The sequence below is a fragment of the Enterococcus silesiacus genome (assembly GCF_001886225.1).
Lineage (GTDB): Bacteria > Bacillota > Bacilli > Lactobacillales > Enterococcaceae > Enterococcus_L > Enterococcus_L silesiacus.
Window position 1 is genome coordinate 217,994 of sequence record NZ_JXLC01000002.1, and the last position, 23,939, is coordinate 241,932.

Below are 23,939 nucleotides of genomic sequence, written 5' to 3' on the forward strand. Positions count from 1 at the left end.
CTTTGTCCTCTTTCTATATTTCAAGTGGAAAATATGCTAGAATGAAACAGTATGTTAATGAAAAGAGGTATGTAAATATGGCAGAAACTTATAACCAAGACGTAGTTGATTTACTTCAGAAAGAATTGACAGAATATCGTTCAAAACAACTAACGACAGTGCTGACTTTATTGAGTGAAGGCAACACTGTTCCTTTTATTGCTCGCTACCGTAAAGAAATGACTGGTAGCTTAGACGAAGTTCAAATCCGTGAAATCGAAGAACGGTATACTTACTTAGGTAATTTGGAAAAACGTAAAGAAGAAGTCTTACGCTTAATCGAAGAACAGGGCAAACTGACAGAAGCGCTAGCCAAGTCTATTCAAAAAGCGACAAAAATGCAGCAAGTAGAAGATTTGTATCGCCCTTATAAACAAAAACGCCGAACTAAAGCGACGATCGCCAAAGAAAAAGGGCTAGAACCTTTGGCAGAATGGCTGTTGAGTTTCCCAGCCCAAGCAGATGTTATGGCAGAAGCTGAAACATTCGTAGATGTGGAAAAAGAAGTTGATTCTGCTGAAACAGCTTTACTTGGAGCACATGAAATCATCGCTGAACGAGTGAGTGATGAACCTAAGTTCCGAACGTGGATTCGTGATTTTACCTTTAAACATGGGCAATATGTCAGCACGGTCAAAGACAAGGAAAAAGATGAAAAATCAGTGTATGAAATGTACTATGATTTTTCAGAACCTCTGAGCAAAATGGTCTCCCATAGAGTGTTAGCGACAAATCGTGGAGAAAAAGAAGATATCCTAAAAGTGACACTGCTAGTTGAAGAAGATAAAATTGCTGCATATTTAGACCGTCAATTGATCGGCAACAACAAGCAGTCATCAACCGCTAGCTATGTTGAAACAGCTTATTTGGACAGCTACAAACGATTTATTGGTCCTGCAATCGAGCGGGAGATCCGCAACGAACTCACTGAAAAAGCAGACGAACAAGCAATTAACATTTTTGGTGAAAACCTTCGTAATTTGTTATTACAGCCGCCATTGAAAGGCAAAGTTGTGTTAGGTTTTGACCCGGCTTACCGTACGGGGTGTAAATTGGCAATCGTCGACGCAACCGGAAAAGTCTTAGCGATCCAAGTGATTTATCCGCATAAACCTGCTTCTGGGGAAAAAAGAGCGGCCGCAGGACCTGCGTTTAACAAGTTGATTGAAGAGCATCAGGTTGAAATGGTGGCAATTGGTAATGGAACAGCTAGCCGTGAATCAGAATTATTTGTGGCGGAACAATTAAAACAAATCAAAAGAGATGTTTTTTATGTAATTGTTAATGAAGCAGGAGCCTCTGTTTATTCTGCCAGTGATGTAGCTAGAACTGAATTTCCAGACTTGCAAGTAGAAGAAAGAAGTGCAGTCAGCATTGCACGCCGTTTGCAAGATCCTTTAGCTGAATTGGTAAAAATCGATCCGAAAGCAGTCGGTGTGGGACAATACCAACATGATGTTTCACAAAAACGTTTAGCAGAACAATTGGACTTTGTTGTAGAAACCGCTGTTAACCAAGTCGGTGTTAATGTGAATACAGCCAGCCCGCAACTGTTACAACATATTTCAGGTTTAAATAAAACAACAGCTCAAAATTTAATGGCCTACCGCGATGAAAATGGTGCCTTCACTGCTAGAAATCAAGTGAAAAAAGTTCCTCGCTTAGGACCAAAAGCGTATGAACAAGCCATTGGTTTCTTACGAATTCCAAATGGAAAAAATATTTTGGATAATACAGGTATCCATCCAGAAAGTTATGATGTTGCCAAAGCCATTTTAGAACAAGCCAATGTAAAATTAGCAGAACTGGGCACACCAGATGCGGCGCAACGGATTAAAGGACTAGCATTGACACAATTAGAAACAGATTTGGCAGTTGGAAGTGAAACGTTAAAAGATATTATCGCAGCGTTAGTTCAACCAGGTAGAGATATGCGTGATGAAATGCCTGCACCTCTTTTAAGAAAAGATGTGTTATCAATGGAAGACTTAAAATCTGGGATGGAGCTACAAGGAACAGTCCGTAACGTGATTGATTTCGGTGCATTCGTTGATATCGGTGTCAAGCAAGATGGTTTAGTGCATATTTCAAAACTCAGCTCAAAATTTGTGAAACATCCTACTGATATCGTAGCAGTAGGAGACGTTGTGACCGTTTGGGTGGAAGATGTTGATACGAAGAAAGGGCGCATCAGTTTAACGATGCTGCCGCAAGCTGAAAGGAAAGAATAGTCTTGAGTCCTTTTTCTAAAGAAGGAAAACCAATAAAGCAAGAATTAACGGATGACCAGCTACAAACAATGGTGGAAGACATTTCACTGACTTTTTTTGCAAAGAGATTTCGACACAAAGCATTCTTCAATCGGCGCCTAAAAACAACTGGAGGACGCTACCATTTAGGTTCTCATAATATTGATTTTAATCCCAAAGTATCTGAGTTATATGGTGAAAAAGAATTAATCAATGTAATTAAACATGAGCTGTGTCACTATCATCTTCATCTAGAAGATAAAGGCTATCAGCATAAAGATGCGGAATTTAAATCCTTGTTGAAGCAAACAGGAGGCAGCCGCTATGTTCGGCCTTTAGTGGAACAAAAGCCTCAGTCGTATCATCAATATCAATGCGAAAAATGCCAAACCTTGATTTTGCGAAAACGTAGAATTAATACACAACGTTATGTTTGCGGAAAATGTCACGGAAAGTTAGTGGAATGTGCCCCCGGTAAGTAATAGGGTCAGAAATGAGTTTGTAAAAAGAGTCTGCAAAAAGTAGTCGGCGTGAATAATTTCTGATTTAAGTATATTTTCAGAAGTAAAATACGGGACAAGACCTAAAAAGTTTTGTCCCGTATTCATGTATTAAAGATCGAAGTAATTAATGTAAAAGAAAAGAGGAATAGGATGATTCAGGATTGGAACACAGTTATCGAGTTTTTAGCTGCAAAGGAGCAAATAGATGGAACCTATGATTTAGCTATATTAGCTGGCAACAGCCTTCCGTATCTAGCTGATGAATTGATCCGTTTGTACGAACAAGGTGTAGTATCGCAATTTATGTTAGTGGGTGGTATCGGTCACGCTACGGTATTTTTACAAAGAAACTTCAAAAAGATGGGCGTCGATGTCCATTATAAGAGTGAAACTGACATGTATCTGGACTATTTTAAATTAAAGTATGGTTTGGACAAAGAACGCTTCATCACTGAGAATACGTCAACAAATTCTGGTGAAAATGCACGATTCTCACTAAAAGTAGTTGAAGCAGCGGGCCTAGCGCCTAAAAAGGTGTTATTATTAGAAGACCCAATATTGCAAAGAAGAATCAAAGCAACTTTTGAAAAGGAATGGCAAGAAACAGATACCGTTTTTACAAATTATGTACCAAGGATCCCTTTTGTTAAAGCTGTTGGTGAATCGGTTTTATTTGAAAATAGTCAACTGAATGGATTGTGGGATAAAGAGTATTTTCTCTCTTTAGTGTTAGGTGAAATTCCACGCCTTAGAGATGATAAAAATGGTTATGGTCCTAATGGAAGCAATTATATTGGTACCGTGAATATTCCAGAATCTGTAGAGCAGTCTTATGAAAAGCTATCTCAATTATATGAGTATCAGCAAAAGCGCTGAACAAGACGGAGTGCTTGCTATGAAAAAATGAAATATTGACAAAAATAACAGCGTATTTTATGATAGATTGAGTGGTATTTTTCACTGAAATGCGGTCATGGCGGAATGGCAGACGCGCCAGCTTGAGGGGCTGGTGGGGGCAACCCCGTGGAAGTTCGAGTCTTCTTGGCCGCATAATTCAACCCTAAACCTTGGTATCTATAGGTTTAGGTTTTTTTGTTTATAAAAGTTCTGATACAGGAGAATGAGTCATTTTCTCTTATTTAATGTCCAAACTTTTACTGATATAATTATATTATTAAACAAAGGAGCAAAAAGAATGAATCAAGTAGAGTTTTACATAAAAAAATTTAAAAATGAACATCCAGAATACACGAATAAAGATATTCAAGCGTTTGCATTTGGTGGAGGAGAGGCAATGGCTAGCGAACTCGCTAGGCTTGTTGTTATGGGAGAGAAGTGTGGAACGACCAGCTTATATCAATTATATAAGTTAGAAAATGTAGAGATTCCCGAAGTCGATGATATGAGTGTTGTTTTAGATGGTCGTGGAAATCCGACATCAATTATTAAAAATACAGTTGTAGAAGTATTAAAATTTAAAGATATCACAGAACATCATGCTCGAACTGAGGGAGAAGGGGATAAAACATTAGACTACTGGCGCAATGCACACATCACTTTTTTTACAGAGGCGTACAAAGGCAGACAGGATATTAAATTTGATTGGGAGTCTCTAGTAGTATTTGAAACATTTAAAGTTATATATGAATAATGGTTTAAATTAACAAAAAAGTGAGATAAAAAATAGAGGCTAACAATTGGTATATTGAAATAATGGCGATCATTTAGTCATAAAATTGAAAGGAGATTATGGTGAGTAAAAATATCGTTAATCCAACCAGAAAAATTTTCCCGATAGTTTTAGGTACAATATTGTAGTTGGATGTCATTCAGCTAACGAACCAGAAAATAAAAGTAGTTCAAAAAATAGCGAAGTAACTGAAGAAAGTGTCTATAATATATTTTCTACTATGTCTAATTTAGGAGAAGGGACATTTAATATCTCAAGTGAGCAAGGAAATTCAGCGAATAATACTGAGGTTGTGATTAGGTATAATAAGAATAACAAAACAACTCCCCTAAAGGTTGAAACTAAAGGAATAAACGGTGAGATGACTTCATATATCTACGCGGACGGACAATTGATCGATCAACTAGATTTAACTGATTCTACAGAAATAATCGGTTTACAAAAAGTCCCTAGTGCAGTCACAGAAGGAATTCATGAACTTGAATTAGTCCAATATCAAGATGATAGCCGCCAAAATGGGATTCCTACCTTTAAAAAACAACATTACACAGTGGCTACAAAATGAACTGAAGAGAAACGATGAGAATATAAAATATCGAACAAAAATTGACACAGCTTTATGAGGTGTCTTTTTTTATAGAGAAGTAATCGAGTGAAACAAGCTCATTTTTTTAAGGCTTTTTATTTTGTATTCTTTTGCGTAGGGATCATTTACAAAACAAAATAAAGCGCTATAATGATTGTAAGCGTTTTATGACGTTTTTAGTTTTATTCTAATTTAAGAGTGGAGGAATTATGTATGAGATTAGCAGGAAAAATCGCATTAATTACTGGTGCTTCAATGGGGATGGGCAAAGAACATGCCTCTTTATTTATCAAAGAAGGTGCAACGGTATATATTGCTGATATCAATGATGCCAAAGGGCAGGAGACAGCAGATGATCTGGGAGACAAAGCTCACTTTATCCATTTAGACGTGACCAATGAGGACCAATGGCAAGCGGCGATTGAACAAATTGCTAAGGAAAGTGGAAGCTTGGATGTATTGGTCAATAATGCAGGGATCAGTATGTTTAATAGTCTAATTAATACTAGCCAGGAAGAGTTTATGAAAACCATCGAAATTAATCAGCTATCTGTTTTCTTAGGAATGAAAGCCTCGGTGCCATTGATGGAAAAAAGTGATGCAGCCTCAATTATCAATATTTCTTCGATTGAAGGATTTGAAGGAAGTATTGGTGGCTATGGCTATGTCAGTTCCAAATTTGCAGTCAGAGGTTTGACTAAGTGTGCTGCTTTAGAATTTGCCGATAAAAATATACGTGTGAATTCAGTACATCCAGGTGGTGTTGTTACACCGATGGTAACAGAGGCAACAGGTGAACAAAAAGCTGCGATTGAACAATTCCAACAAACGATCCCAATGAAACGAATGGCAGAGCCAAAGGAAATTTCAAAATTAGTTTTATTTTTAGCGTCTGATGATTCATCGTATTCGACAGGAAGTGAATTTATTGCTGATGGGGGGATTTTAGCGTAATGTTTTGTTTATCAATTTGATTGAATTCAATGGCGATAAATCAAACACCCATTAAAGTTGGCGCGCTTGCCTAATAATATGAAAATGAAAGTGATCGACTTACATGCTATTTCCGTCATACTAGAGATGACCGAAGTGTTTGTAGGTCGATCATTTAATGTATGATCGTTACTTTTTTTCTTAGCCATTTAAATTTATCTAAAGCCGAGGAGGATACATGCGTTTTAGATACGCTTTTTGCTTGTATCTTATATAATAGGAAAAAAGATACTTTAAGGGGTGGGCATATGGTCATTAAGAGAGCTTGGTGGAAAGAGGCAGTTGGTTATCAGATCTATCCAGCTAGTTTCATGGATACAAATAGCGATGGCATTGGAGATATCAATGGTATCCGCTCAAAACTTCATTATCTCAAAGAGCTAGGGATCGGTTTCATCTGGATCACGCCAATTTATGAGTCGCCTAATGTTGATAATGGGTACGATATCAGTGACTATCAAAACATCTTAGCAACGTTTGGAACGATGGAAGAATTTGATTTACTATTGAAAGAAGCGCATGAGTATGGCATTAAAATAATTATGGATTTAGTGATCAATCATACATCAAATCAGCATCCTTGGTTTATTGAATCTAGGTCATCTGTAAAAGACGATTTTAGAGACTACTATATTTGGGCAGATGGTTCGATCGATGGACCGCCCAATGACTGGGTATCTATTTTTGGTGGCTCTGCTTGGGAATACGATGAATTGACGGATCAATATTATCTTCATGTTTTTGCCAAGGAGCAGCCAGATCTAAATTGGGAAAATCCGCAGGTAAAGCGGGCACTTTTTTCAATGATCGATTGGTGGCTTGATAAAGGAATCGATGGTTTTCGTGTGGATGCTATTTCTCATATAAAAAAAGCACCGTTAGAAACTTCCTCAATCAATGATCCGTTTGCTTCATTTAAAAATGTTCCAGGAATTGAGGCTCATTTGGAAGAGTTGAGGGATATCTTTAAAAAGCGGGATATTTTGACTGTTGGCGAAGCCAATGGTGTCAGTGCAGCTGAAGCAGATCAGTGGGTTGGAGAAACAGAAGGCTATTTCAATATGTTGTTTGAGTTTGACCATATTGCTTTGTGGAATAAGGGCGAGCAAGAAGGGTTCGATGTTGTTCAATTTAAACAGGCAATCACTATATGGCAGGAGGCTTTAGCAGAAGGCAAAGGCTGGAATGCTCTTTATATGGAGAATCACGACCTGCCTCGTTCAGTCTCTAGTTTTGGTAGTGAAGAGATCGTTTTTTGGCAAGCATCTGCTAAGGCTTTGGCGTTAACATTTCTCTTATTGCAAGGTACTCCTTTTATCTATCAGGGACAAGAGATTGGGATGACCAATATGCCATTTGCCTCGATTGCTGAGATTGATGCAGTGGATACTAAAAATTTTTACTATGAAATGCTTAATACTGGACTTGCCCCGGAAAAAGCGATGGATGTGATTCGCCGAACAGCTAGAGATAATTCAAGAACACCGATGCAGTGGACCGCAGAAGAATATGCTGGTTTTTCAAGAAAGAAACCTTGGATGGTGATTAATCCTAATAAAAGGAGAATCAATGTGCTAGATGAACTAGCTGATCCAGACTCTGTGTTGAACTTCTACAAAGCGGTTATTCAATTGAGAAATGAAAATGAGGCATTGATTTATGGGAGCTATAAGCTATACTTACCTGAGCATCCTCAGTTATTTGTATATGGACGGCGTTTAGGCGAAAAACGATTTGTCATTATCATCAACCTATCAAAAGAGTTTGCTTCTGCAGATTTACCAGAAAATGTTCAGATCGAGGACTGGGACTTAAAAGTTTGTAATCTGAATAATCATGTTATCCACCAACACACGATTTTTGCTCCCTATGAGGCTAGAGTCTATCAGTACAAAAATAAATAATACAGGCAGTATGAGGGCGTGATAAACAGTCATCGTGGGCGGTTCCCGCGGATGTTTGTCACAGCTCTCTTGTTTTAGTCCAGCAGGTACGCACCTATAAAATAAGAATAGTAAGAATTTTTTGTTTTTTTTCGGAAATTGCCAACTTTTCATTGCTTTTTTTTTCTAGGTGGCGTAACTTTAAAGATATAAATTTTGAAAATGAGGGATACAGTATGAGAAATTTTGAGAAATCTAGCAAGCTTGATGGTGTAAGTTATGACGTGCGCGGCCCAGTCTTAGAAGAAGCCGACAGAATGCATGAAGAAGGCATTCGTATTTTGAAACTTAATACTGGCAATCCCGCTCCCTTTGGTTTTGATGCCCCGAATGAAGTTGTTCGCGATATGATCATGAATGTTCGTAATTCAGAAGGTTATTCTGATTCAAAAGGTATTTTTTCAGCTCGAAAAGCAATTGAACAATACTGCCAAGTCAAAGGCTTTCCTAATGTGACGATCAATGATATTTACACTGGTAATGGCGTCAGTGAACTGATTTCAATGTGCATGCAAGGATTATTGAATAATGGTGATGAAGTTTTAGTACCAATGCCGGATTATCCATTATGGACAGCCTCAATTTCATTGGCTGGTGGAAATCCTGTTCATTATATTTGTGATGAACAAGCAGAATGGTATCCAGACATTGATGATATCAAAGCGAAAGTAACAACGAATACAAAAGCGATTGTATTGATCAATCCGAATAATCCGACAGGAGCGTTGTATCCAAAGGAAATTCTTGAACAGATCGTTGAAATAGCAAGACAAAACGATTTGATCATCTTCTCTGATGAAATCTATGATCGTCTGGTTATGGACGGATTAACCCATATTCCAATTGCCACTCTGGCACCAGATTTGTTTGTTGTCACTTTAAACGGATTATCTAAATCACATAGAGTTGCAGGATTCCGTTGCGGTTGGATGGTGCTTAGTGGAAACAAAAAACATGTGAAAGGCTACATTGAAGGATTGAATATGCTGGCATCCATGCGTTTATGTTCAAACGTCTTATCACAACAAATTATCCAAACAGCTTTAGGCGGTTATCAAAGTGTTGATGATTTATTATTGCCAGGCGGAAGAATCTATGAGCAACGGGAATATATTTACAATGCAATCAATGATATTCCTGGACTTTCAGCTGTTAAGCCTAAAGCGGCTTTTTATATATTTCCTAAAATCGATACCGCGCGTTTTAATATCTACGATGATGAAAAATTCGTTTTAGATTTCTTGCATGAGCATCATATATTACTTGTCCACGGTGGCGGCTTTAATTGGACACAACCGGATCATTTTAGAATCGTTTATCTGCCTAAAATGGAAGACTTGAAATTTACCACTGAAAAAATGCGCCAATTTTTAAGTACCTACAAACAAAAATAAGCAAAGCACTTTTAAATAAAAAGAGTGACTCAAAACGAAAAAGTTTTGGGTCACTCTCATTTTAAGAAAGTAGCGTCAGAAATTATTCTGAGGCTTGACAATCTTTTTTACTAATTACCATACGATTTGTATATTTTTCTTCCATGTCCGGACTTGGATCCGAAACAACTACTAAATAAGCATTTTCATATTCTTTTTCAACGTAGCCGCTATAACTACTTTTGTCCCAACTAAAACTAATTCGTTTCTCCTGTGTCATGAATAACACCCCTTATTTGCAAAGCAAAATTATTTTCAATCGTCTCGGTTTAGTAATAGGTAATGTTCTTGCAGTATATTATGCAATAAAGTACAATAAATGCATAATGCGAATTCGCATATTTTGAGTTGTTTATAAAATAAAAATCATTTTTAATAGATTATTGAAATAGGCTTAGGAGTGAAGGCATGGATTCTTTTGGAGCGGTTATTAAAGAAATTCGTAAGAATAGAAAATTAACACAAAAAATGTTATCAGAAGATATCTGCTCACAAAGTGTCTTGAGTAGGATCGAAAACAATGAAGAGTTGCCCAATGTGGTAGTGATGCAGCAAATTTGTCAGCGTTTAGGCGTAACGATGGATCAAATCATGCAGTTTAAGTCAGAAGAAGTCCGTCTGATCACTCAAATATTTGAAAAAATAGCTGATTACTTTCGCCATAAAGAATATCTTAAAATAATGCATTACATGAGAGATACCCAAATTGAAGAACGATTACATTTGGATACGGATTGGCAGCGCTATTATTATTATCTAGGTAGTTGTAAATTTTATTTATGTAGTGATTATGAACAGGCAATACTTGACTTGAAAAAGGGGCTTTCCTATACTTATCAGGCAAATAAAGAGAACTTATCTGACTTTGAAATACAAGTCATCAGTTGTATCGGTAGTACCTATAGTAGTATTGGGAAAATTGTCGAAGCGGAGAAATATCTGAAATTAAGTATTCATTATTTTCATAAATTACCCAATGAACGCGTCACTGCTGAGTTAACAAAGATTTTTTATAATTATTCTAAATTTTTGACGGATCAAAAACGGCTGGAAGAAGCGCAAATCTATATTGACCAAGGGATTGTTTGGTCAAGACATAGAAATAGCTATTATTATCTAAGTGAATTATTTCAATTGAAGAGTCAATTGTTGGTCGTCAAAGGATGTTCAGAGAAAGCTGCTGAATATCTAATTTTATCTGAACAAATCCAGCGTATCGAAACGATTAAAATTTAAAGAAAGTTCAGTAAATATTTTTTAGAAAAGGTCTACACCATTCTTGACTTTAACTGATTTTAAGAGTAGGTTTAAAGTAGAAAATTAAAGAAAGAAGGATGAAGATGAGAACGTTTATCTTTGCAGAAAAGTTCTTTTTAAAAAGCGATGTAAAAGGACCGGGATATTTAGAAATTACAGATGGCTTATTTGGAGACTTTTATAAAGAAGTACCAGCAAGTGATGCTAAAGTGATTAATGAAGAAGGAAAATGGATTGCGCCGGGCTTGGTAGATACTCATATTCATGGCTATATGAACCATGATGTGATGGATAGTGATGCAGAAGGCTTGAAAGTTATGTCAGAAGGCTTGTTATCTTGCGGTGTTACATCATTTTTACCTACAACATTGACTTCAAGTAAAGAGCGCTTAAAAGATGTTGCAAAAACAATCGGTGAGGTATATCAAGAAGTTCCAGGTGCTAAAGTGCAAGGGATTTACTTTGAAGGACCATTTTTCACGGAAGAACATAAAGGTGCTCAAAATCCAAGTTATTTCAGCGATCCAGATCTTGCGACATTCAATGAATGGCAGGAAGCTTCAGGTGGTTTGATCAAAAAAATTGCCTTAGCTCCAGAGCGTAAAGGAGTTAAAGACTTTGTCAAAGCTGTTACGGATGAAGGTGTGGTTGTGGCTTTAGGGCATAGTGATGCAACGCTAGAACAAGCGACAGATGCAGTAGAAGCCGGGGCGAGTGTTTTTGTTCATGCATACAACGGCATGCGCGGACTTAACCACCGTGAACCTGGGATGGTTGGTGCATTGATGTCATTAAACCATGTGTTCTCTGAATTGATTTGTGATGGTCATCATGTACATCCAAATGCTGCAGATATTTTAATGGAAAAAGCTGGACATGATCATGTAGCATTGATTACTGACTGTATGATGGCCGGCGGCATGCCGGACGGAAATTACAACTTAGGTGAATTCCCAGTTGTCGTAAAAGATGGAACGGCTCGCTTAGAGTCTGGTAATTTAGCTGGCAGTATCTTGAAATTAAAAGAAGCAATCAAAAATGTTGTTGACTGGGAAATCGCGACACCAGAACAAGCTATTATGATGGCAACTTTAGTTCCAGCTGTTAGTTGTAAAATCGAAGATAAATGCGGTATGATCGCAAACGGACGTGATGCTGACTTTATCGTATTGAACCCTAGCATGGAATTAGAAGCAACGTATCTTGACGGAGTAGAACGTTACCGTGCATAAATAAAAAAACAGATTTTGGCTGATTTAAGCGCCAAAATCTGTTTTTTTATTTATGGATTTTTAGGTAAAATTGATGAGACAATTGTATGGTTTGTGTAGGCAATAAAAAAGTCTGGTAAAGACAGGTGATAGGTTTCAATATCTGTTTTGTAGAGTGAAACAGGAATCACAAATGTTTGCTCAGCTGTCCCCGCAATATAGTCGCCATCAATCGTTTGAGCTACGACTAGAAACCCGTGATTTTTCCAACTCGAAAGGTCATTTAAGGAAATCGTATCATCAGATGTAAGGTACTGAATCGTTTGTTCAAATTGTTCTTCAAGCGATTGACTGAAAATAATCATACTGTCTTCGGCTTGTTCATATGCTAAGACAGCTGTTAAAAAGCTTTGTGGATCAGTTTCGATCAGTTCTTCTTTGATTTTTTGAAAATCCATATATACACCTCCTGATTTAAAAGCTAAGTGAGCTTATTCGATCTTAATTAACTACCTGCTCAGCTGATTGCAAAATAATGCCGTAAGAGTTTATCGTTCATTTAAAATCGTAACACGAAAATCAACGGTTGTGTGTTTATTTAGTCCTTTTGCCTCAATGTCAATTTGCTTACATAACAATGCAGTTCCTTCATAAACAGGAATTACGCGATAACGGATGGTTTCACCGTTATCTAGTGCTTGTCGAACCTGGTTTTCATATTTAGTCATATAAGGCGTGTTGACAGGTGTTTGATACAGTGTAGTGAGATTTCGAGGATCATCACCTGAACCACCGAGTTGGCGCCCAATCAAATGACCTCTGGAATGAAGTGTCGGCTCTAAGCCAGAAACAAAGCCGGGAGGACGAATATCTTTGTTAGCAGAGGTACCAGTATTGACCATAGCTGGTTTTAATAAGGCATCTGCTCCCGTTGCACGGCTAAGTGAATCCAATGTGTGATAATCAATCCAGCCCTTTTTACTATCCGCTAATTCATCCGATAAAAAAGTCGCAGCACCTAATTCCTTAGGTCCGGTATTTGTCGAACTGACAGGTTTGGTTGTACTTGGCTTGGTTTGTTGTTGTGTGTGAAGTCCAAACATTTCTTGAATGTTATCTGGAACTTGAACGCCAAAGACGCCTAAAACTAAAATAATTAAAACGGCCACAAGCATAACTGCAGGACTGAAAGGCGGTTTTTGTTTTTTTCTTGCCATGTTTTTTCTCCTAACTTAAATAAAGCTGACTTTTATAGAGAATTCTTTATAAGTCATCTTTCTATTATACGAAAAAAAATCAAAAAATCAAAAAGCTTTTTGAGTTGCGAGAGGACTTGTTTGCCTTCTTATGATAAAATTCTTTTGAGAGGGGATTGAAAAGTCATGGCTTATATCGATGTAATTAATGAATATAAAAGATATCATATGGGAGATACAACAATTGCTGCAAATGATGGGATTACTTTTTCTGTAGAGCAAGGGGAAGTTGCGGTTATTTTAGGTCCAAGTGGTGCAGGGAAATCGACGGTGCTCAATATTTTAGGTGGAATGGATTCTTGTGATGAAGGGCAAATCGTCATCGACGGAACTGATATTGCAACATTCAATGAAAAACAATTAACGACCTATCGTAGAAATGATGTAGGGTTTGTTTTTCAATTTTATAATTTAGTACCTAATTTAACGACAAAAGAAAACGTCGAGTTGGCTTCTCAAATTGTTTCAGATGCTTTAAATCCAGAAGAAGTCTTAAAATCTGTTGGCTTAGGGGAGCGTTTGGACAATTTTCCAGCACAATTATCCGGAGGCGAACAGCAACGTGTAACGATTGCTAGAGCGATTGCTAAACGCCCTAAATTATTGTTATGTGATGAACCTACAGGTGCACTAGATTATGAAACAGGAAAACAAATACTAACGATCTTGCAAGAAACAGCTCGTAATACGGGTACGACTGTGATCATCATTACGCACAATTCTGCGATTGCGCCAATGGCTGATCGTGTGATTCGGATTAACGATGCCAAGGTTCGTAGTGTGGTGATTAACGAGGAACCAAAACCTGTATCAGAGATAGAATGGTAGGTGGTAGTGGTGAAAAAATCAGCCTTAATTAAAACAAGTTTTCGCGAAATCAAGCAGTCGAAAACACGGTTTATATCGATCATGGGCATTATTTTTCTTGGAGTCATGGTATTTGTTGGTTTAAAAGCTACAGGACCTGATATGACTCAGACAGCATCCAACTATTATCAAAAACAAAAATTACCAGATGCCCGAATTGTTTCCACCTTAGGATTAACAGATAAAGATCTTGATACGGTCAAACAAGTAAAAGATGTAAAAACAGTTTTCCCAAGATATACAAAAGATTTGGCAATCAGTCAGCGCAATGTCGCGGTAAAATTTATCAGTTATGATTTGAAACAACAACAACCATTAATTGATTATAAAATAGTGAACGGCCGTATGCCTGAAAAAAGTGGCGAAATTGTTTTAGATGATCTTGCACAATTACGAGGTCACTATAAATTGGGAGAAACACTGACTGTTTCAAAAGAAGATAACAAAGATGACGCGTTGAAAAAAGAGCAGTTTAAAATCGTCGGTTTTGTTCAGTCGCCTGAATATATTGAGAACACGTCAAGAGGGAATACGACGATTGGCAAAGGCTCATTAGATTTTTTTGCGGTCGTTCCTAAAGAAGATATGGAGCTTTCGACGTATACAGAAATTCTAGTATCCTTTAAAGGTCTAAGCAAAATTGATAGCTATTCAACAGAATACAAAGACAAACGTGAAAAAGCTGTTGCGTCGGTCAAAAAAGGAATGAAAAAACGACCTGAACAACGTGTGGAAGAAATCCGTGCAGAATCAAAAGCAGCTTTTGAAAAAGCGCAAAAAGAGATTACAGACGGTGAAAATGCGTTAAAAGATGCTGAAGCAAAACTACAAACAAGTGAGCAGGAATTAGCATCAGGTAAGCAAGAATTAGCTCAAGCACAAGCTGACTATACACAGCAAATCAACGCTGCAGAAAACGAGCTTGTAGTGAATCAAACGACAATTACAAACAGCGAAGATGAGCTTATAGCGCAAAAAAATCTCCTTGCAACAAAGCAAAACGAATTAGCACAAGCAGCAAATCAAGTGACTGAGGGACAAAATGCCTTACCTGGTTTACAACAACAACGAAACGAACTAGCTGCGTCAAACGAATCACTGAGTCAATTAGTGAATGGTTACCAAAGCTTAGGTTCTTCAGTTGCTATTTTAGATCGTGTACCAGACGAATCATTAGCAGAAAGTATTGCAGAGGCTGCGCCTCAACTGCAGGCTAGCATTCAATCATTAGGCGCTCCTGCCGAGGTTTCGGCTGCGGTTGATCAATTGATTGCTCAACCGGAACGAGGAAATATTGGGGTCGTTATGGGTGCAATCAACGGCGCTTTAACTAATTTATCAGCGCAACAAGCTGAAATTGCACAAGGGTTACAAACACTTGACCAAACGATCGGTACAATCAATCAGTCGATTGCACAATATACACAAGGACAACAACAATTAGCCCAAGCTGAGGCTCAAATTGTGCAAGCAGAAGCTCAATTAACTTCTGGAAAAGAGCAACTAGCGGCGGGTCAAGCACAATTGGAGCAGTCAAGACTAGAAGGGCAAGCGAAGTTAAACGAAGCTCAGGCGAAAATTGATGAAGGTCAAGCCGCCTACGATCAAGGCTTAGCTGAATTTCAAAAGAAAAAAACAGAAACAATCCCTGAACTGAATGATGCTAAACAACAATTAGAAAAGAAACAAAATGAATTAGCAGATCTAAAAGCGGCGGATTATTATTACTTCACACGAGATGACAATCCTGGTTATTCAGAATATGAAGACAATGCCAATCGGATTTCTTCTCTTTCAACCGTTTTTCCAATCTTCTTTTTCTTAATCGCGGCCTTAGTGAGTTTAACGACGATGACGCGTATGGTTGAGGAAAAACGTATGGAAATCGGCAGTCTAAAAGCATTAGGTTATCGAAACGGTGAGATTGCCTTTAAATTTTTAGTGTATGCGGCGATTGCCAGTGTCTGTGGGGCAGTTTTAGGCTTATTCGTGGGCTATTACTTATTCCCAACAATTATCTTTGATGCGTATGGGCAGTTATACAATATTCCTAATTTTGTTACACCTTGGTACTTAAGCTACAGCTTGATTGGGCTATTAGTAGCTGTACTATGTACGGCAGGGGCTGCTATGGTGGTTTTACGAATCGATTTATTTAGTACACCGTCAAGTCTTTTGCGTCCCAAAGCACCTAAAGCAGGCCAAAGAATTTGGCTGGAGCGGATAAAACCAATTTGGAATCGATTAAGCTTTATTCAAAAAGTCACAGCACGAAATTTATTCCGTTACAAACAACGCATGTTGATGACTGTTTTGGGAATTGCTGGCTGTATGGCGTTGATCATTACAGGATTTGGCTTAAAAGATTCGATTTCGGATATCGTAGAAGTGCAGTTCAATAAAATCTGGCACTATCAAGCAGTGGTCACTTTCAAAGAGGATCCATCTAAAGAAGAGGCACAGAACTATCAAGCAGTGTTGGACAAAGTTGCTGACTTGAAAGAAACGATGCCGCTGTATGTAGAAACGTTAAAAACGACGAAAGAGTCGAATGCTAAACAAGATGTTTCAGTCTATGTTCCTGAAAAACCAAAAGCAATCGATCAGTTTATTCTGTTTAATGATCGACAATCTGGTAAAAAATATCAGCTAACAGATGATGGTGTGATCATCAATGAAAAGTTAGCCAATCTATTCCACTACAAAGCAGGAGACACACTTGTTTTGAAAAATAGTGATAATCAAGAATACAAATTCAAAATCAGTGCAATCGCTGAAAATTATACTGGTCATTTTGCGTATATGTCACCAACGTATTATAAAAAAATAACCCAAAAAGCACCGCTCTATAATACAGAATTTTTACTCTTTAATAAGGCACTAAGTGAAAAAGTAGAGGCTACGATCGGTAAAGAATTAATGGAAAATCAAAACGTATTAAATGTTTCTTTCTTGTCGATTTCAAGTGATGCCTTAGATGATACGATTCATAGTTTGAATATCGTAGTGTGGGTCTTGATTACCGTTTCTGGTTTATTGGCGTTTATCGTTTTATATAATTTGACGAATATCAATATTTCAGAACGAATCAGAGAGCTCTCAACCATAAAAGTATTAGGATTCTACGACAAAGAAGTCACGATGTATGTGTATCGGGAAAATATTATTTTAACGTTTATCGGTATTTTCTTTGGTTGCTTCTTTGGAAAACTCGTTCATAGTTATGTATTGACAACAGTCGAGGTTGATATGCTGATGTTCTCGCCGACCATCCATTGGTTGAGTTACTTATATTCAGCGCTGATCACCTTATTCTTTACTTTACTGGTCATGTTTTTCATGCACAGAAAATTGAAAAAAGTTGATATGATCGAAGCTTTAAAATCAAATGAATAGAATGAATGAAACGAATGATCTTTTTGTTAAGATTTATTCGTTTCATTTTTTTAACGCATACACTTTAATGATGATTTTTCAAGATTAGCTATCCTTTTGTACAAAATATTGGTAAAATATAAGTATCTTCGGGAGAACGTCGAATGAGAATGGATCGTTGCTTAAACATTGGGACAGTAGGGAGTTTTAAGATTCTTAGGTAGGAGAAAGGATGTGAGAACGTGATACAAGGTATTCCACTTGAAACGATTTATCTATATACATTGATTGTTTGTGCGGGGATTGCCGTTTTACTGGTGATTTTTGGTGATGTTTTTGATTTTGATGGACCAATCGATCCTATGTTGGCGGTTCCGTGGTTGGCTTTTACTTCATTATTCGGTTATTTGGGAGAGCGTTTGCTAGGCTGGAATCATCTGATGCTGTTTCTAGTCAGTGGAGCAATTGCTTCGATTCTTGTTTTTTTGCTGAATTTTTATGTATTGATGCCAATGAAAAACGCAGAATCAACCATTTCAATCTCTGAAAAGGATATGGAAGGAAACACCGCAACCGTTGTGACGCCGATTCCAGTCGGTGGGATGGGTGAAATACAGTTGAAAAGTGTCACAGGATCTATCAGCCGACCAGCTGCTTTCTATGCGCCTCAAGAGCAAACAATCGAACGAGGAGCACAAGTGCTGATCATTGAGATCAGAGAACGTGTCTGTTATGTGGTTCCTTATGAAGGAAGTTTACAATTATAAAAGAGAAGGGGTAGAAGAAAATGGATTTAGGGATTTTAGGACCGATTGTTCTGGTTGTGTTTATTTTGTTGATGATGTTGATCGTGTTTATTTCAAAATATCAAACAGCTAAACCAGATGAAGCATTGATTATTAGTGGGAGTTACTTAGGAAGTAAAAATGTACATGCTGATGAAAGCGGTAATAAAATAAAAATCGTTCGCGGCGGAGGTGCATTTGTTCTGCCTGTATTCCAACGCTCAAACAGAATCAGTTTATTATCAAGTAAACTAGATGTATCGACTCCAGAAGTTTATACAGAACAAGGGGTTCCAGTAATGTGTGATGGAACGTCGATCATCAAAATCGGCTCATCTGTCGAAGAAATTGCCACAGCTGCAGAGCAATTCTTAGGTAAAACCCGTGAAGAGCTTGAAAATGAAGCGCGAGAAGTGTTAGAGGGACATCTACGTTCGATCTTAGGCTCAATGACAGTCGAAGAAATCTATCAAAATCGTGATAAATTCAGCCAAAGTGTGCAAGAAGTTGCCAGTGTGGATTTAGCAAAAATGGGTTTGATCATCGTATCATTCACAATTAAAGAAGTTCGCGACAAAAATGGCTACTTAGATTCTTTAGGTAAGCCAAGAATTGCCCAAGTAAAACGTGATGCAGATATCGCAGAAGCCGAAGCGTGGAAAGAAACACGTATCAAAAAAGCTGAAGCTGAAAAAGAATCGCAACAAGCAGAACTACAACGTCAAACAGAAATTGCTGAAGCCTCAAAAGAAAAAGAATTGAAACTTGCAACGTATAAAGAAGCGCAAGATATTGCAAAAGCCAAAGCTGACCAAGCCTACAATTTGGAAACAGCCAAAGCTCAACAAGAAGTTATTGCTCAAGAGATGGAAGTTAAAGTTATTGAGCGTCAAAAACAAATCGAGTTAGAAGAAAAAGAAATCGTTCGTCGAGAAAAACAATACGATTCAGAAGTGAAGAAAAAAGCAGATGCTGATCGTTATGCTAAAGAACAAGAAGCTTTAGCACAAAAAGCACGTGAAGTGGCCGAAGCCGAAGCAGAACGTTTCCGTGTAGAATCTTTAGCTGAAGCTGAAGCTAATCAAACACGTCTTGCAGGTCAAGCCGAAGCTGAATCTATTTTAGCTCGTGGAGCTGCCGAAGCCGAAGCAAAACAAAAAATCGCCGATGCTTTCAAGGAATATGGCGAAGCTGCTGTCTTAAGCATGGTAATAGAAATGTTACCGCAATTAATGAAAGAAGCGGCTCAACCCCTTAGCAACATTGATAAAATCTCTGTTGTCGATACAGGCGGCGGTGGTGAAAATGCTGGCGCTAACCGTATTACCAACTATGCGACGAATTTATTAGCAGGAACACAAGAAACATTAAAAGAAACAACCGGATTAGATGTCAAAGAATTGATTGAAAACTTCTCTAAAAAAGGCACCAACAGTAATGTGAATTTCTATGGAGAAGAACAATCTAGCGACAACGAGTAATAAAGTAGCGGCTAAAATCAAGTAAGATTTTAGCCGCTATTTCTATTTTTTGATTTCATCATCACGATTGTTTTCAGCTTCAACACGTTTTTGTACTTTCAGCTTCAGTTCTTCCAGTTCTTTTTCTTTCTTTGCTAGCTCAGCTAAGTCTTCCTCAATTTCATGCTTTTCCTCAATTGGTTTTGGTTTGAAAAAGAAATTCAGCCCGATTCCAATAAACGTTCCAATAAACGTATCAATCACTCTAGATAAAGCAAAATAAAACGACTCTCCCTGAGGGATACTCAATGAAATCAGTAATAATGTGGCAATGGCTGAGATGATCCCAGAATTATTATTCATGCCATCAGAAATCACGATTACAATCATCACTAGCAAAGGCAGTAAAAATAATTCAACTAAGAAATCATTGGAAAAAAGATCTTTCACTAAAAAATATACAATCGCCAAACCGCCGCCTAAAGTGTTCCCAAGAATTCTGGATTTCCCGAAAGTAAGACTGGTCGTTAAATCCTGCCGCAATGAAAAAACGGCAGCTAAAGCCGCAATCATCGGTGCACCTCGATCGAATACTTTAAATAAAATAATACACAACATAACAGCTAAGGCCGTTTTTAATGTGCGCATACCTAAACGAAAAGGACCGATTTCCATGAGCTTTCTCTCCTATAATCAACATTTAATCAGTTTTCTATTTAATGATAACCGAAATAGAGGTAAAATTACTAGTATTAAAACAAAAGATTAATCATTTTGTGAGGAGCTGTCAAATGAAAATTGGATTACGAACGATCAAAACTGCCGTAAGTGCGACGTTATCGATGATCGTTGCAGGAAGTTTAGGGTTATTATATCCAGCGTCTGCTGGAATCATCTCGGTATTGAGTGTCACCAACACGAAGAAAACCTCATTATTAACTGGACTTTACCGACTCCTTTCTTTAGCGTTAGCTACGGCTATTGCTTACCTGTGTTTTTCTATTTTAGGATTCAATGCAATTGCATTCGGGGTCTATTTACTCTTATTTATTCCAGGAGCAGTTTACTTTAAGCTTTCAGATGGGATCGTCGTTAGTTCAGTTTTGGTGACGCAGTATTTAGTTGAGCAAGACTTATCTTGGACGATTATCGGCAATGAATTTTTATTGATGACCATCGGTGTTGGTTTTGCGTTACTGATGAATCTCTATATGCCGGATACTGAAAAACGTTTAAAAGAAGATCAAGAAACCATTGAAACGATGTTCCGTAAAATCCTGAATAATATGGCGGCTTATCTGAACCAACATGTTAAAGAACGAGACCTATTTGAAAAATGTAATGACTTAAAAGCGTTTATACGAACGGGTGAAAATTGGGCAAAAAATCATGCAGAGAATCAGCTGATTTCTTCCAATCATTATTACATTGAATATTTTACAATGAGACGGCTTCAAAGCAATAACTTGAAAGACATGTTACGGACTCTCGAAAAGATCACGGTCGAACCCGAACAAGTAGGGAATATTCAAGAACTGTTGCTTTATACTGCTGAAACCTTTGCGGAAAATAATGATGGGCAAGAAATTTTAGATCGCATCGATCAGGTATACGAAGCGTATCGTAAAAAAGAATTGCCGAAAACAAGAGAAGAATTTGAAAATAGAGCTCAATTATTTCAATTTTTACAAGTATTTCAATCATTTATAGAAATCAAAGCTGAATTTGCAAAACATCAAATTGAAAAATAAGCTTGAGCGAAGACTAGTTAAAAGCCTGATAAAATCAACCGATTTCTCAGGCTTTTTATCGGTTTGCTAAAGATCAGTCATGTTTTTTATTCATAAGATAGAAGGCTACGTTTAGGAAGAAGCCCATACCGAATAGGAAAAATAAACTTTCTTGAATCTCATTCATTTTTGGTAACTCATTTTATGTTAGACTAAGCAACTGTTTTTTTTGGTCTTTGATTAATTGTATGGATTTTTATTGCTTGGGTATTATTTGTATAAATATGCTTAACTCGAATTGTTTCATTGATGAACTGATCTGTCGGATTTCCTTGGCTAGTCTAAATATAAAGCAAATATTAAAGTTTAGTTACGGAATTCAAAAATCCTAGTATTTAGAAATACGAGGTGCTATACTTTCATCAAGTTCAAAAAAGACTTTTTCTTAAAATCAGAATAAATAGAAACTTTAAATCTCTAAAAAGGTGGAACCAGAATTAATGACTGAAAAATGGCGTGAAGATCAAGAATATATGTCTTATGTGGAAGATTTGTTGGAAACGGAAGAAGTACAGCGTTTAGGTAATTACACGCAGCATGTTCACTCAACTCGTTTAGATCATTCAATCAGTGTTTCGTACAATAGTTATAAACTAGCTAAAAAATGGAATGGTGATGCCAGAGCAACGGCTCGTGCTGGACTGCTACATGATTTATTCTACTATGATTGGCGTACAACAAAATTTGATGAAGGAACGCATGCGTATATGCATCCTAGAATCGCTGTGAAAAATGCTGAGAAGCTAACAGAGCTTTCAGATTTAGAACGAGATATCATCATTAAGCACATGTGGGGAGCGACAATTGCTCCGCCAAAATATAAAGAAAGCTATATTGTTACAATGGTAGATAAATATTGTGCAGTGAAAGAAGCCTCTGAACCGATGACGAACTCGGTAAAAGCAAAATGGCGCCAATATTTCGGCAGAAAAGAATCTGTACAATAAAAAAACAACCGATTTTCTTTTGAGAATCGGTTGTTTTTTGATATTATCGTGCTGATTGAGCTTCATATGTTTGTTCCTGATCTAACTTTTTCAAGCGTTTAATTGCTTTGAAGTAGGAAGCAAGCAAGACCATTACAGAACCCGCCCAAGCAAGTGGAGAAGCGAGAGCTGCACCAACAAAACCTAAGGATGCTGTTAAAATAATGGCGGCAAACGAGCGCATGATCAACTCCATGATCCCAGCTAAAGTAGGAATCACGCTTTGACCTAAGCCTTGCAGCGTGTAGCGGAGGATGAATAAGATTGCGAGCAGCCAGTACATACTGCCGTTGACATTAAAATAAGTTTGAGAAAGGTTGAGGACTTCTGTTTCTTTTCCGCTGACAAACAGCATTACCAGATTTTGCCCAAACAAAATCACAATACCACCAGCTAAAAGGCTGAAACCAATACTCATTAGTAGACATTGATTGACGCCTTGCAAAATCCGTTTATATTTTTTTGCACCGTAATTTTGAGCAGTGAAGGTTGCCATTGCAATACCAAAAGACATCATTGGTTGGGTCGCAAATTGTTCGATCTTACCAGAAGCTGCCTGAGCTGCGACAACATCTGTGCCTAAACTGTTTAAAGCTGCTTGTAAAATAATCGCGCCGATTGCAATGATCGATGATTGAAAGGCCATCGGTAAAGCAATATTCAAATGAGCACGAAACTCACGCTTATCGATCGAAAAGTCTTTTTTACGTAACTGTAGATTAGGGATTTTCCGACGAATATAAATCACACATAAAAGACTAGATACTAGTTGGGCAGTAACAGTTGCAATTCCAGCTCCAGCAACGCCCATATGGAAATTGATGATCAACACTAAATCAAGCACAACATTGATGATACTGGCAATGATCAAAAATAAAAGAGGCGTTCTGCTATCTCCTAAGGCCCGAATTATATTTGAGAGTAGATTAAAGGCCATTGCCGCAAAAATTCCCACAAAAATAATGGAGATGAATGTTTGTGCATCTTCAATTATTTCTTTAGGCGTCTGCATGAGTTGTAACATAGGACGAACAAAAATCAAACTTAAAACAGTCAAGACAATTGTCACAACTGCGCTAATGATGATTCCTGTAGCAAAACTTTTTTTCACACCGCGATAATCTTGTCCGCCGAAGCGCTGTGACGTCAGAATGGATAGACCTGCTGTTAAGCCTTGAGCAAAACCAATAATCAAAAAAGTAATACTGCCAGTCGAACCAACTGCTGCTAGAGCATCTTTTCCGAGAGTTTGTCCAACGATAATCATATCAGCCATATTATAGAACTGTTGGAAAATATTGCCAATCAATAAAGGAATCGTAAAGAGAAAAATCAATTTTGCAGGATTGCCATGTGTTAATTCTTTCAATGAAAACATCCTTTCATTCCAAGTACATAATTTGTGGGAAATTACCTCTACAATTTCAATGAAAATAACAGTCAAATAAGATGTAATAAATACCGTAAAATAATTGAAAATTTCCTATTTATAGTAGCACAATATTAAGCTTTTGCA

Annotated in this window: 21 protein-coding genes and 1 tRNA gene; 17 read left to right on the forward strand and 5 right to left on the reverse strand. The window is 37.5% G+C overall.

Annotated elements, in window-relative coordinates; translation table 11 throughout:
- Positions 1–77 precede the first annotated feature (77 nt).
- The 9 genes from RV15_RS02210 (at position 78) to RV15_RS02250 (ending at position 9,397) form a co-directional block, all read left to right on the forward strand.
- On the forward strand, positions 78–2,270 hold the full coding sequence (locus tag RV15_RS02210) for a Tex family protein (RefSeq protein ID WP_071876427.1): 2,193 nt from the start codon (positions 78–80) through the stop codon (positions 2,268–2,270).
- 2 nt (positions 2,271–2,272) lie between these two features.
- Entirely contained in the window at positions 2,273–2,770 is a 498-nt protein-coding gene (locus RV15_RS02215) for a SprT family protein (protein WP_071876428.1), read from the forward strand.
- 171 nt (positions 2,771–2,941) lie between these two features.
- A complete protein-coding gene (locus tag RV15_RS02220) occupies positions 2,942–3,667 on the forward strand; it encodes a YdcF family protein (protein ID WP_071876429.1) in 726 nt (241 codons plus the stop codon).
- Positions 3,668–3,758: 91 nt separating this feature from the next.
- Positions 3,759–3,841 (forward strand) — tRNA-Leu (locus RV15_RS02225).
- Positions 3,842–3,986: 145 nt separating this feature from the next.
- Positions 3,987–4,442, forward strand: a complete 456-nt coding sequence (locus RV15_RS02230) for an ASCH domain-containing protein (RefSeq protein WP_071876430.1) — start codon at positions 3,987–3,989, stop codon at positions 4,440–4,442.
- A 259-nt stretch (positions 4,443–4,701) separates the two neighbouring features.
- A complete protein-coding gene (locus tag RV15_RS18845; RefSeq protein ID WP_071876431.1) occupies positions 4,702–5,046 on the forward strand; it encodes a hypothetical protein in 345 nt (114 codons plus the stop codon).
- A gap of 234 nt (positions 5,047–5,280) precedes the next feature.
- Entirely contained in the window at positions 5,281–6,021 is a 741-nt protein-coding gene (locus RV15_RS02240; protein WP_071876432.1) for a glucose 1-dehydrogenase, read from the forward strand.
- 287 nt (positions 6,022–6,308) lie between these two features.
- Positions 6,309–7,964: a glycoside hydrolase family 13 protein gene (locus RV15_RS02245; RefSeq protein WP_071876433.1), complete on the forward strand. Its 1,656-nt coding sequence runs from the start codon at positions 6,309–6,311 to the stop codon at positions 7,962–7,964.
- A 215-nt stretch (positions 7,965–8,179) separates the two neighbouring features.
- Entirely contained in the window at positions 8,180–9,397 is a 1,218-nt protein-coding gene (locus RV15_RS02250; RefSeq protein WP_071876434.1) for a pyridoxal phosphate-dependent aminotransferase, read from the forward strand.
- Between the two features lie 82 nt (positions 9,398–9,479).
- Here RV15_RS02250 and RV15_RS18675 read toward each other — a convergent pair whose 3' ends face one another.
- A complete protein-coding gene (locus tag RV15_RS18675) occupies positions 9,480–9,656 on the reverse strand; it encodes a hypothetical protein (RefSeq protein ID WP_086346745.1) in 177 nt (58 codons plus the stop codon).
- Between the two features lie 188 nt (positions 9,657–9,844).
- Between RV15_RS18675 and RV15_RS02255 the strand changes: the two genes are divergently transcribed.
- The gene (locus RV15_RS02255) at positions 9,845–10,672 is read left to right on the forward strand and encodes a helix-turn-helix domain-containing protein (protein ID WP_071876435.1); all 828 of its coding nucleotides are present in this window, start codon (positions 9,845–9,847) and stop codon (positions 10,670–10,672) included.
- A 104-nt stretch (positions 10,673–10,776) separates the two neighbouring features.
- The gene (nagA, locus tag RV15_RS02260; RefSeq protein WP_071876436.1) at positions 10,777–11,925 is read left to right on the forward strand and encodes an N-acetylglucosamine-6-phosphate deacetylase; all 1,149 of its coding nucleotides are present in this window, start codon (positions 10,777–10,779) and stop codon (positions 11,923–11,925) included.
- A 50-nt stretch (positions 11,926–11,975) separates the two neighbouring features.
- Here the strand turns inward: nagA and RV15_RS02265 are convergent, their stop codons facing one another.
- Both RV15_RS02265 and RV15_RS02270 read right to left on the reverse strand, forming a co-directional pair.
- Entirely contained in the window at positions 11,976–12,362 is a 387-nt protein-coding gene (locus RV15_RS02265; protein ID WP_071876437.1) for a hypothetical protein, read from the reverse strand.
- Between the two features lie 90 nt (positions 12,363–12,452).
- Positions 12,453–13,121, reverse strand: coding sequence for a DNA/RNA non-specific endonuclease (locus RV15_RS02270; RefSeq protein ID WP_071876438.1), 669 nt, complete (start codon positions 13,119–13,121; stop codon positions 12,453–12,455).
- Between the two features lie 165 nt (positions 13,122–13,286).
- Between RV15_RS02270 and RV15_RS02275 the strand changes: the two genes are divergently transcribed.
- From RV15_RS02275 to RV15_RS02290, 4 genes are all read left to right on the forward strand, one after another.
- Positions 13,287–13,988 (forward strand): ABC transporter ATP-binding protein, encoded by a 702-nt coding sequence (locus RV15_RS02275; protein ID WP_071876439.1) that lies wholly within the window; start codon positions 13,287–13,289, stop codon positions 13,986–13,988.
- A gap of 9 nt (positions 13,989–13,997) precedes the next feature.
- Positions 13,998–17,423, forward strand: a complete 3,426-nt coding sequence (locus tag RV15_RS02280) for an FtsX-like permease family protein (protein ID WP_071876440.1) — start codon at positions 13,998–14,000, stop codon at positions 17,421–17,423.
- 221 nt (positions 17,424–17,644) lie between these two features.
- Complete coding sequence (locus RV15_RS02285; protein WP_071876441.1) at positions 17,645–18,169, forward strand: NfeD family membrane protein; 525 nt, start codon at positions 17,645–17,647, stop codon at positions 18,167–18,169.
- Positions 18,170–18,189: 20 nt separating this feature from the next.
- Positions 18,190–19,668: a flotillin lipid rafts scaffold protein FloT gene (locus RV15_RS02290; protein WP_071876442.1), complete on the forward strand. Its 1,479-nt coding sequence runs from the start codon at positions 18,190–18,192 to the stop codon at positions 19,666–19,668.
- Between the two features lie 42 nt (positions 19,669–19,710).
- Here the strand turns inward: RV15_RS02290 and RV15_RS02295 are convergent, their stop codons facing one another.
- Positions 19,711–20,322, reverse strand: coding sequence for an FUSC family protein (locus tag RV15_RS02295; RefSeq protein WP_071876443.1), 612 nt, complete (start codon positions 20,320–20,322; stop codon positions 19,711–19,713).
- 116 nt (positions 20,323–20,438) lie between these two features.
- Here RV15_RS02295 and RV15_RS02300 point away from each other — a divergent pair, with 116 nt between their 5' ends.
- Both RV15_RS02300 and RV15_RS02305 read left to right on the forward strand, forming a co-directional pair.
- On the forward strand, positions 20,439–21,398 hold the full coding sequence (locus RV15_RS02300) for an aromatic acid exporter family protein (RefSeq protein ID WP_071876444.1): 960 nt from the start codon (positions 20,439–20,441) through the stop codon (positions 21,396–21,398).
- Positions 21,399–21,877: 479 nt separating this feature from the next.
- Entirely contained in the window at positions 21,878–22,384 is a 507-nt protein-coding gene (locus tag RV15_RS02305) for an HD domain-containing protein (RefSeq protein ID WP_071876445.1), read from the forward strand.
- 43 nt (positions 22,385–22,427) lie between these two features.
- Here the strand turns inward: RV15_RS02305 and RV15_RS02310 are convergent, their stop codons facing one another.
- On the reverse strand, positions 22,428–23,792 hold the full coding sequence (locus RV15_RS02310) for an MATE family efflux transporter (RefSeq protein WP_071876464.1): 1,365 nt from the start codon (positions 23,790–23,792) through the stop codon (positions 22,428–22,430).
- Between the last annotated feature and the right edge of the window lie 147 nt (positions 23,793–23,939).

What these genes read in the sequence shown, in the direction of transcription:
- RV15_RS02300 (WP_071876444.1), top strand. Translation starts at nt 20,439, where the DNA reads ATGAAAATTGGATTACGAACGATCAAAACTGCCGTAAGTGCGACGTTA.
- RV15_RS02255 (WP_071876435.1), top strand. Translation starts at nt 9,845, where the DNA reads ATGGATTCTTTTGGAGCGGTTATTAAAGAAATTCGTAAGAATAGAAAA.
- RV15_RS02210 (WP_071876427.1), top strand. Translation starts at nt 78, where the DNA reads ATGGCAGAAACTTATAACCAAGACGTAGTTGATTTACTTCAGAAAGAA.
- RV15_RS02270 (WP_071876438.1), bottom strand. Translation starts at nt 13,121, where the DNA reads ATGGCAAGAAAAAAACAAAAACCGCCTTTCAGTCCTGCAGTTATGCTT.
- RV15_RS02245 (WP_071876433.1), top strand. Translation starts at nt 6,309, where the DNA reads ATGGTCATTAAGAGAGCTTGGTGGAAAGAGGCAGTTGGTTATCAGATC.
- RV15_RS02220 (WP_071876429.1), top strand. Translation starts at nt 2,942, where the DNA reads ATGATTCAGGATTGGAACACAGTTATCGAGTTTTTAGCTGCAAAGGAG.
- RV15_RS02290 (WP_071876442.1), top strand. Translation starts at nt 18,190, where the DNA reads ATGGATTTAGGGATTTTAGGACCGATTGTTCTGGTTGTGTTTATTTTG.
- RV15_RS02230 (WP_071876430.1), top strand. Translation starts at nt 3,987, where the DNA reads ATGAATCAAGTAGAGTTTTACATAAAAAAATTTAAAAATGAACATCCA.
- RV15_RS02305 (WP_071876445.1), top strand. Translation starts at nt 21,878, where the DNA reads ATGACTGAAAAATGGCGTGAAGATCAAGAATATATGTCTTATGTGGAA.
- RV15_RS02250 (WP_071876434.1), top strand. Translation starts at nt 8,180, where the DNA reads ATGAGAAATTTTGAGAAATCTAGCAAGCTTGATGGTGTAAGTTATGAC.
- RV15_RS02295 (WP_071876443.1), bottom strand. Translation starts at nt 20,322, where the DNA reads ATGGAAATCGGTCCTTTTCGTTTAGGTATGCGCACATTAAAAACGGCC.
- RV15_RS02275 (WP_071876439.1), top strand. Translation starts at nt 13,287, where the DNA reads ATGGCTTATATCGATGTAATTAATGAATATAAAAGATATCATATGGGA.
- RV15_RS18845 (WP_071876431.1), top strand. Translation starts at nt 4,702, where the DNA reads ATGTCTAATTTAGGAGAAGGGACATTTAATATCTCAAGTGAGCAAGGA.
- nagA (WP_071876436.1), top strand. Translation starts at nt 10,777, where the DNA reads ATGAGAACGTTTATCTTTGCAGAAAAGTTCTTTTTAAAAAGCGATGTA.
- RV15_RS02240 (WP_071876432.1), top strand. Translation starts at nt 5,281, where the DNA reads ATGAGATTAGCAGGAAAAATCGCATTAATTACTGGTGCTTCAATGGGG.
- RV15_RS18675 (WP_086346745.1), bottom strand. Translation starts at nt 9,656, where the DNA reads ATGACACAGGAGAAACGAATTAGTTTTAGTTGGGACAAAAGTAGTTAT.
- RV15_RS02265 (WP_071876437.1), bottom strand. Translation starts at nt 12,362, where the DNA reads ATGGATTTTCAAAAAATCAAAGAAGAACTGATCGAAACTGATCCACAA.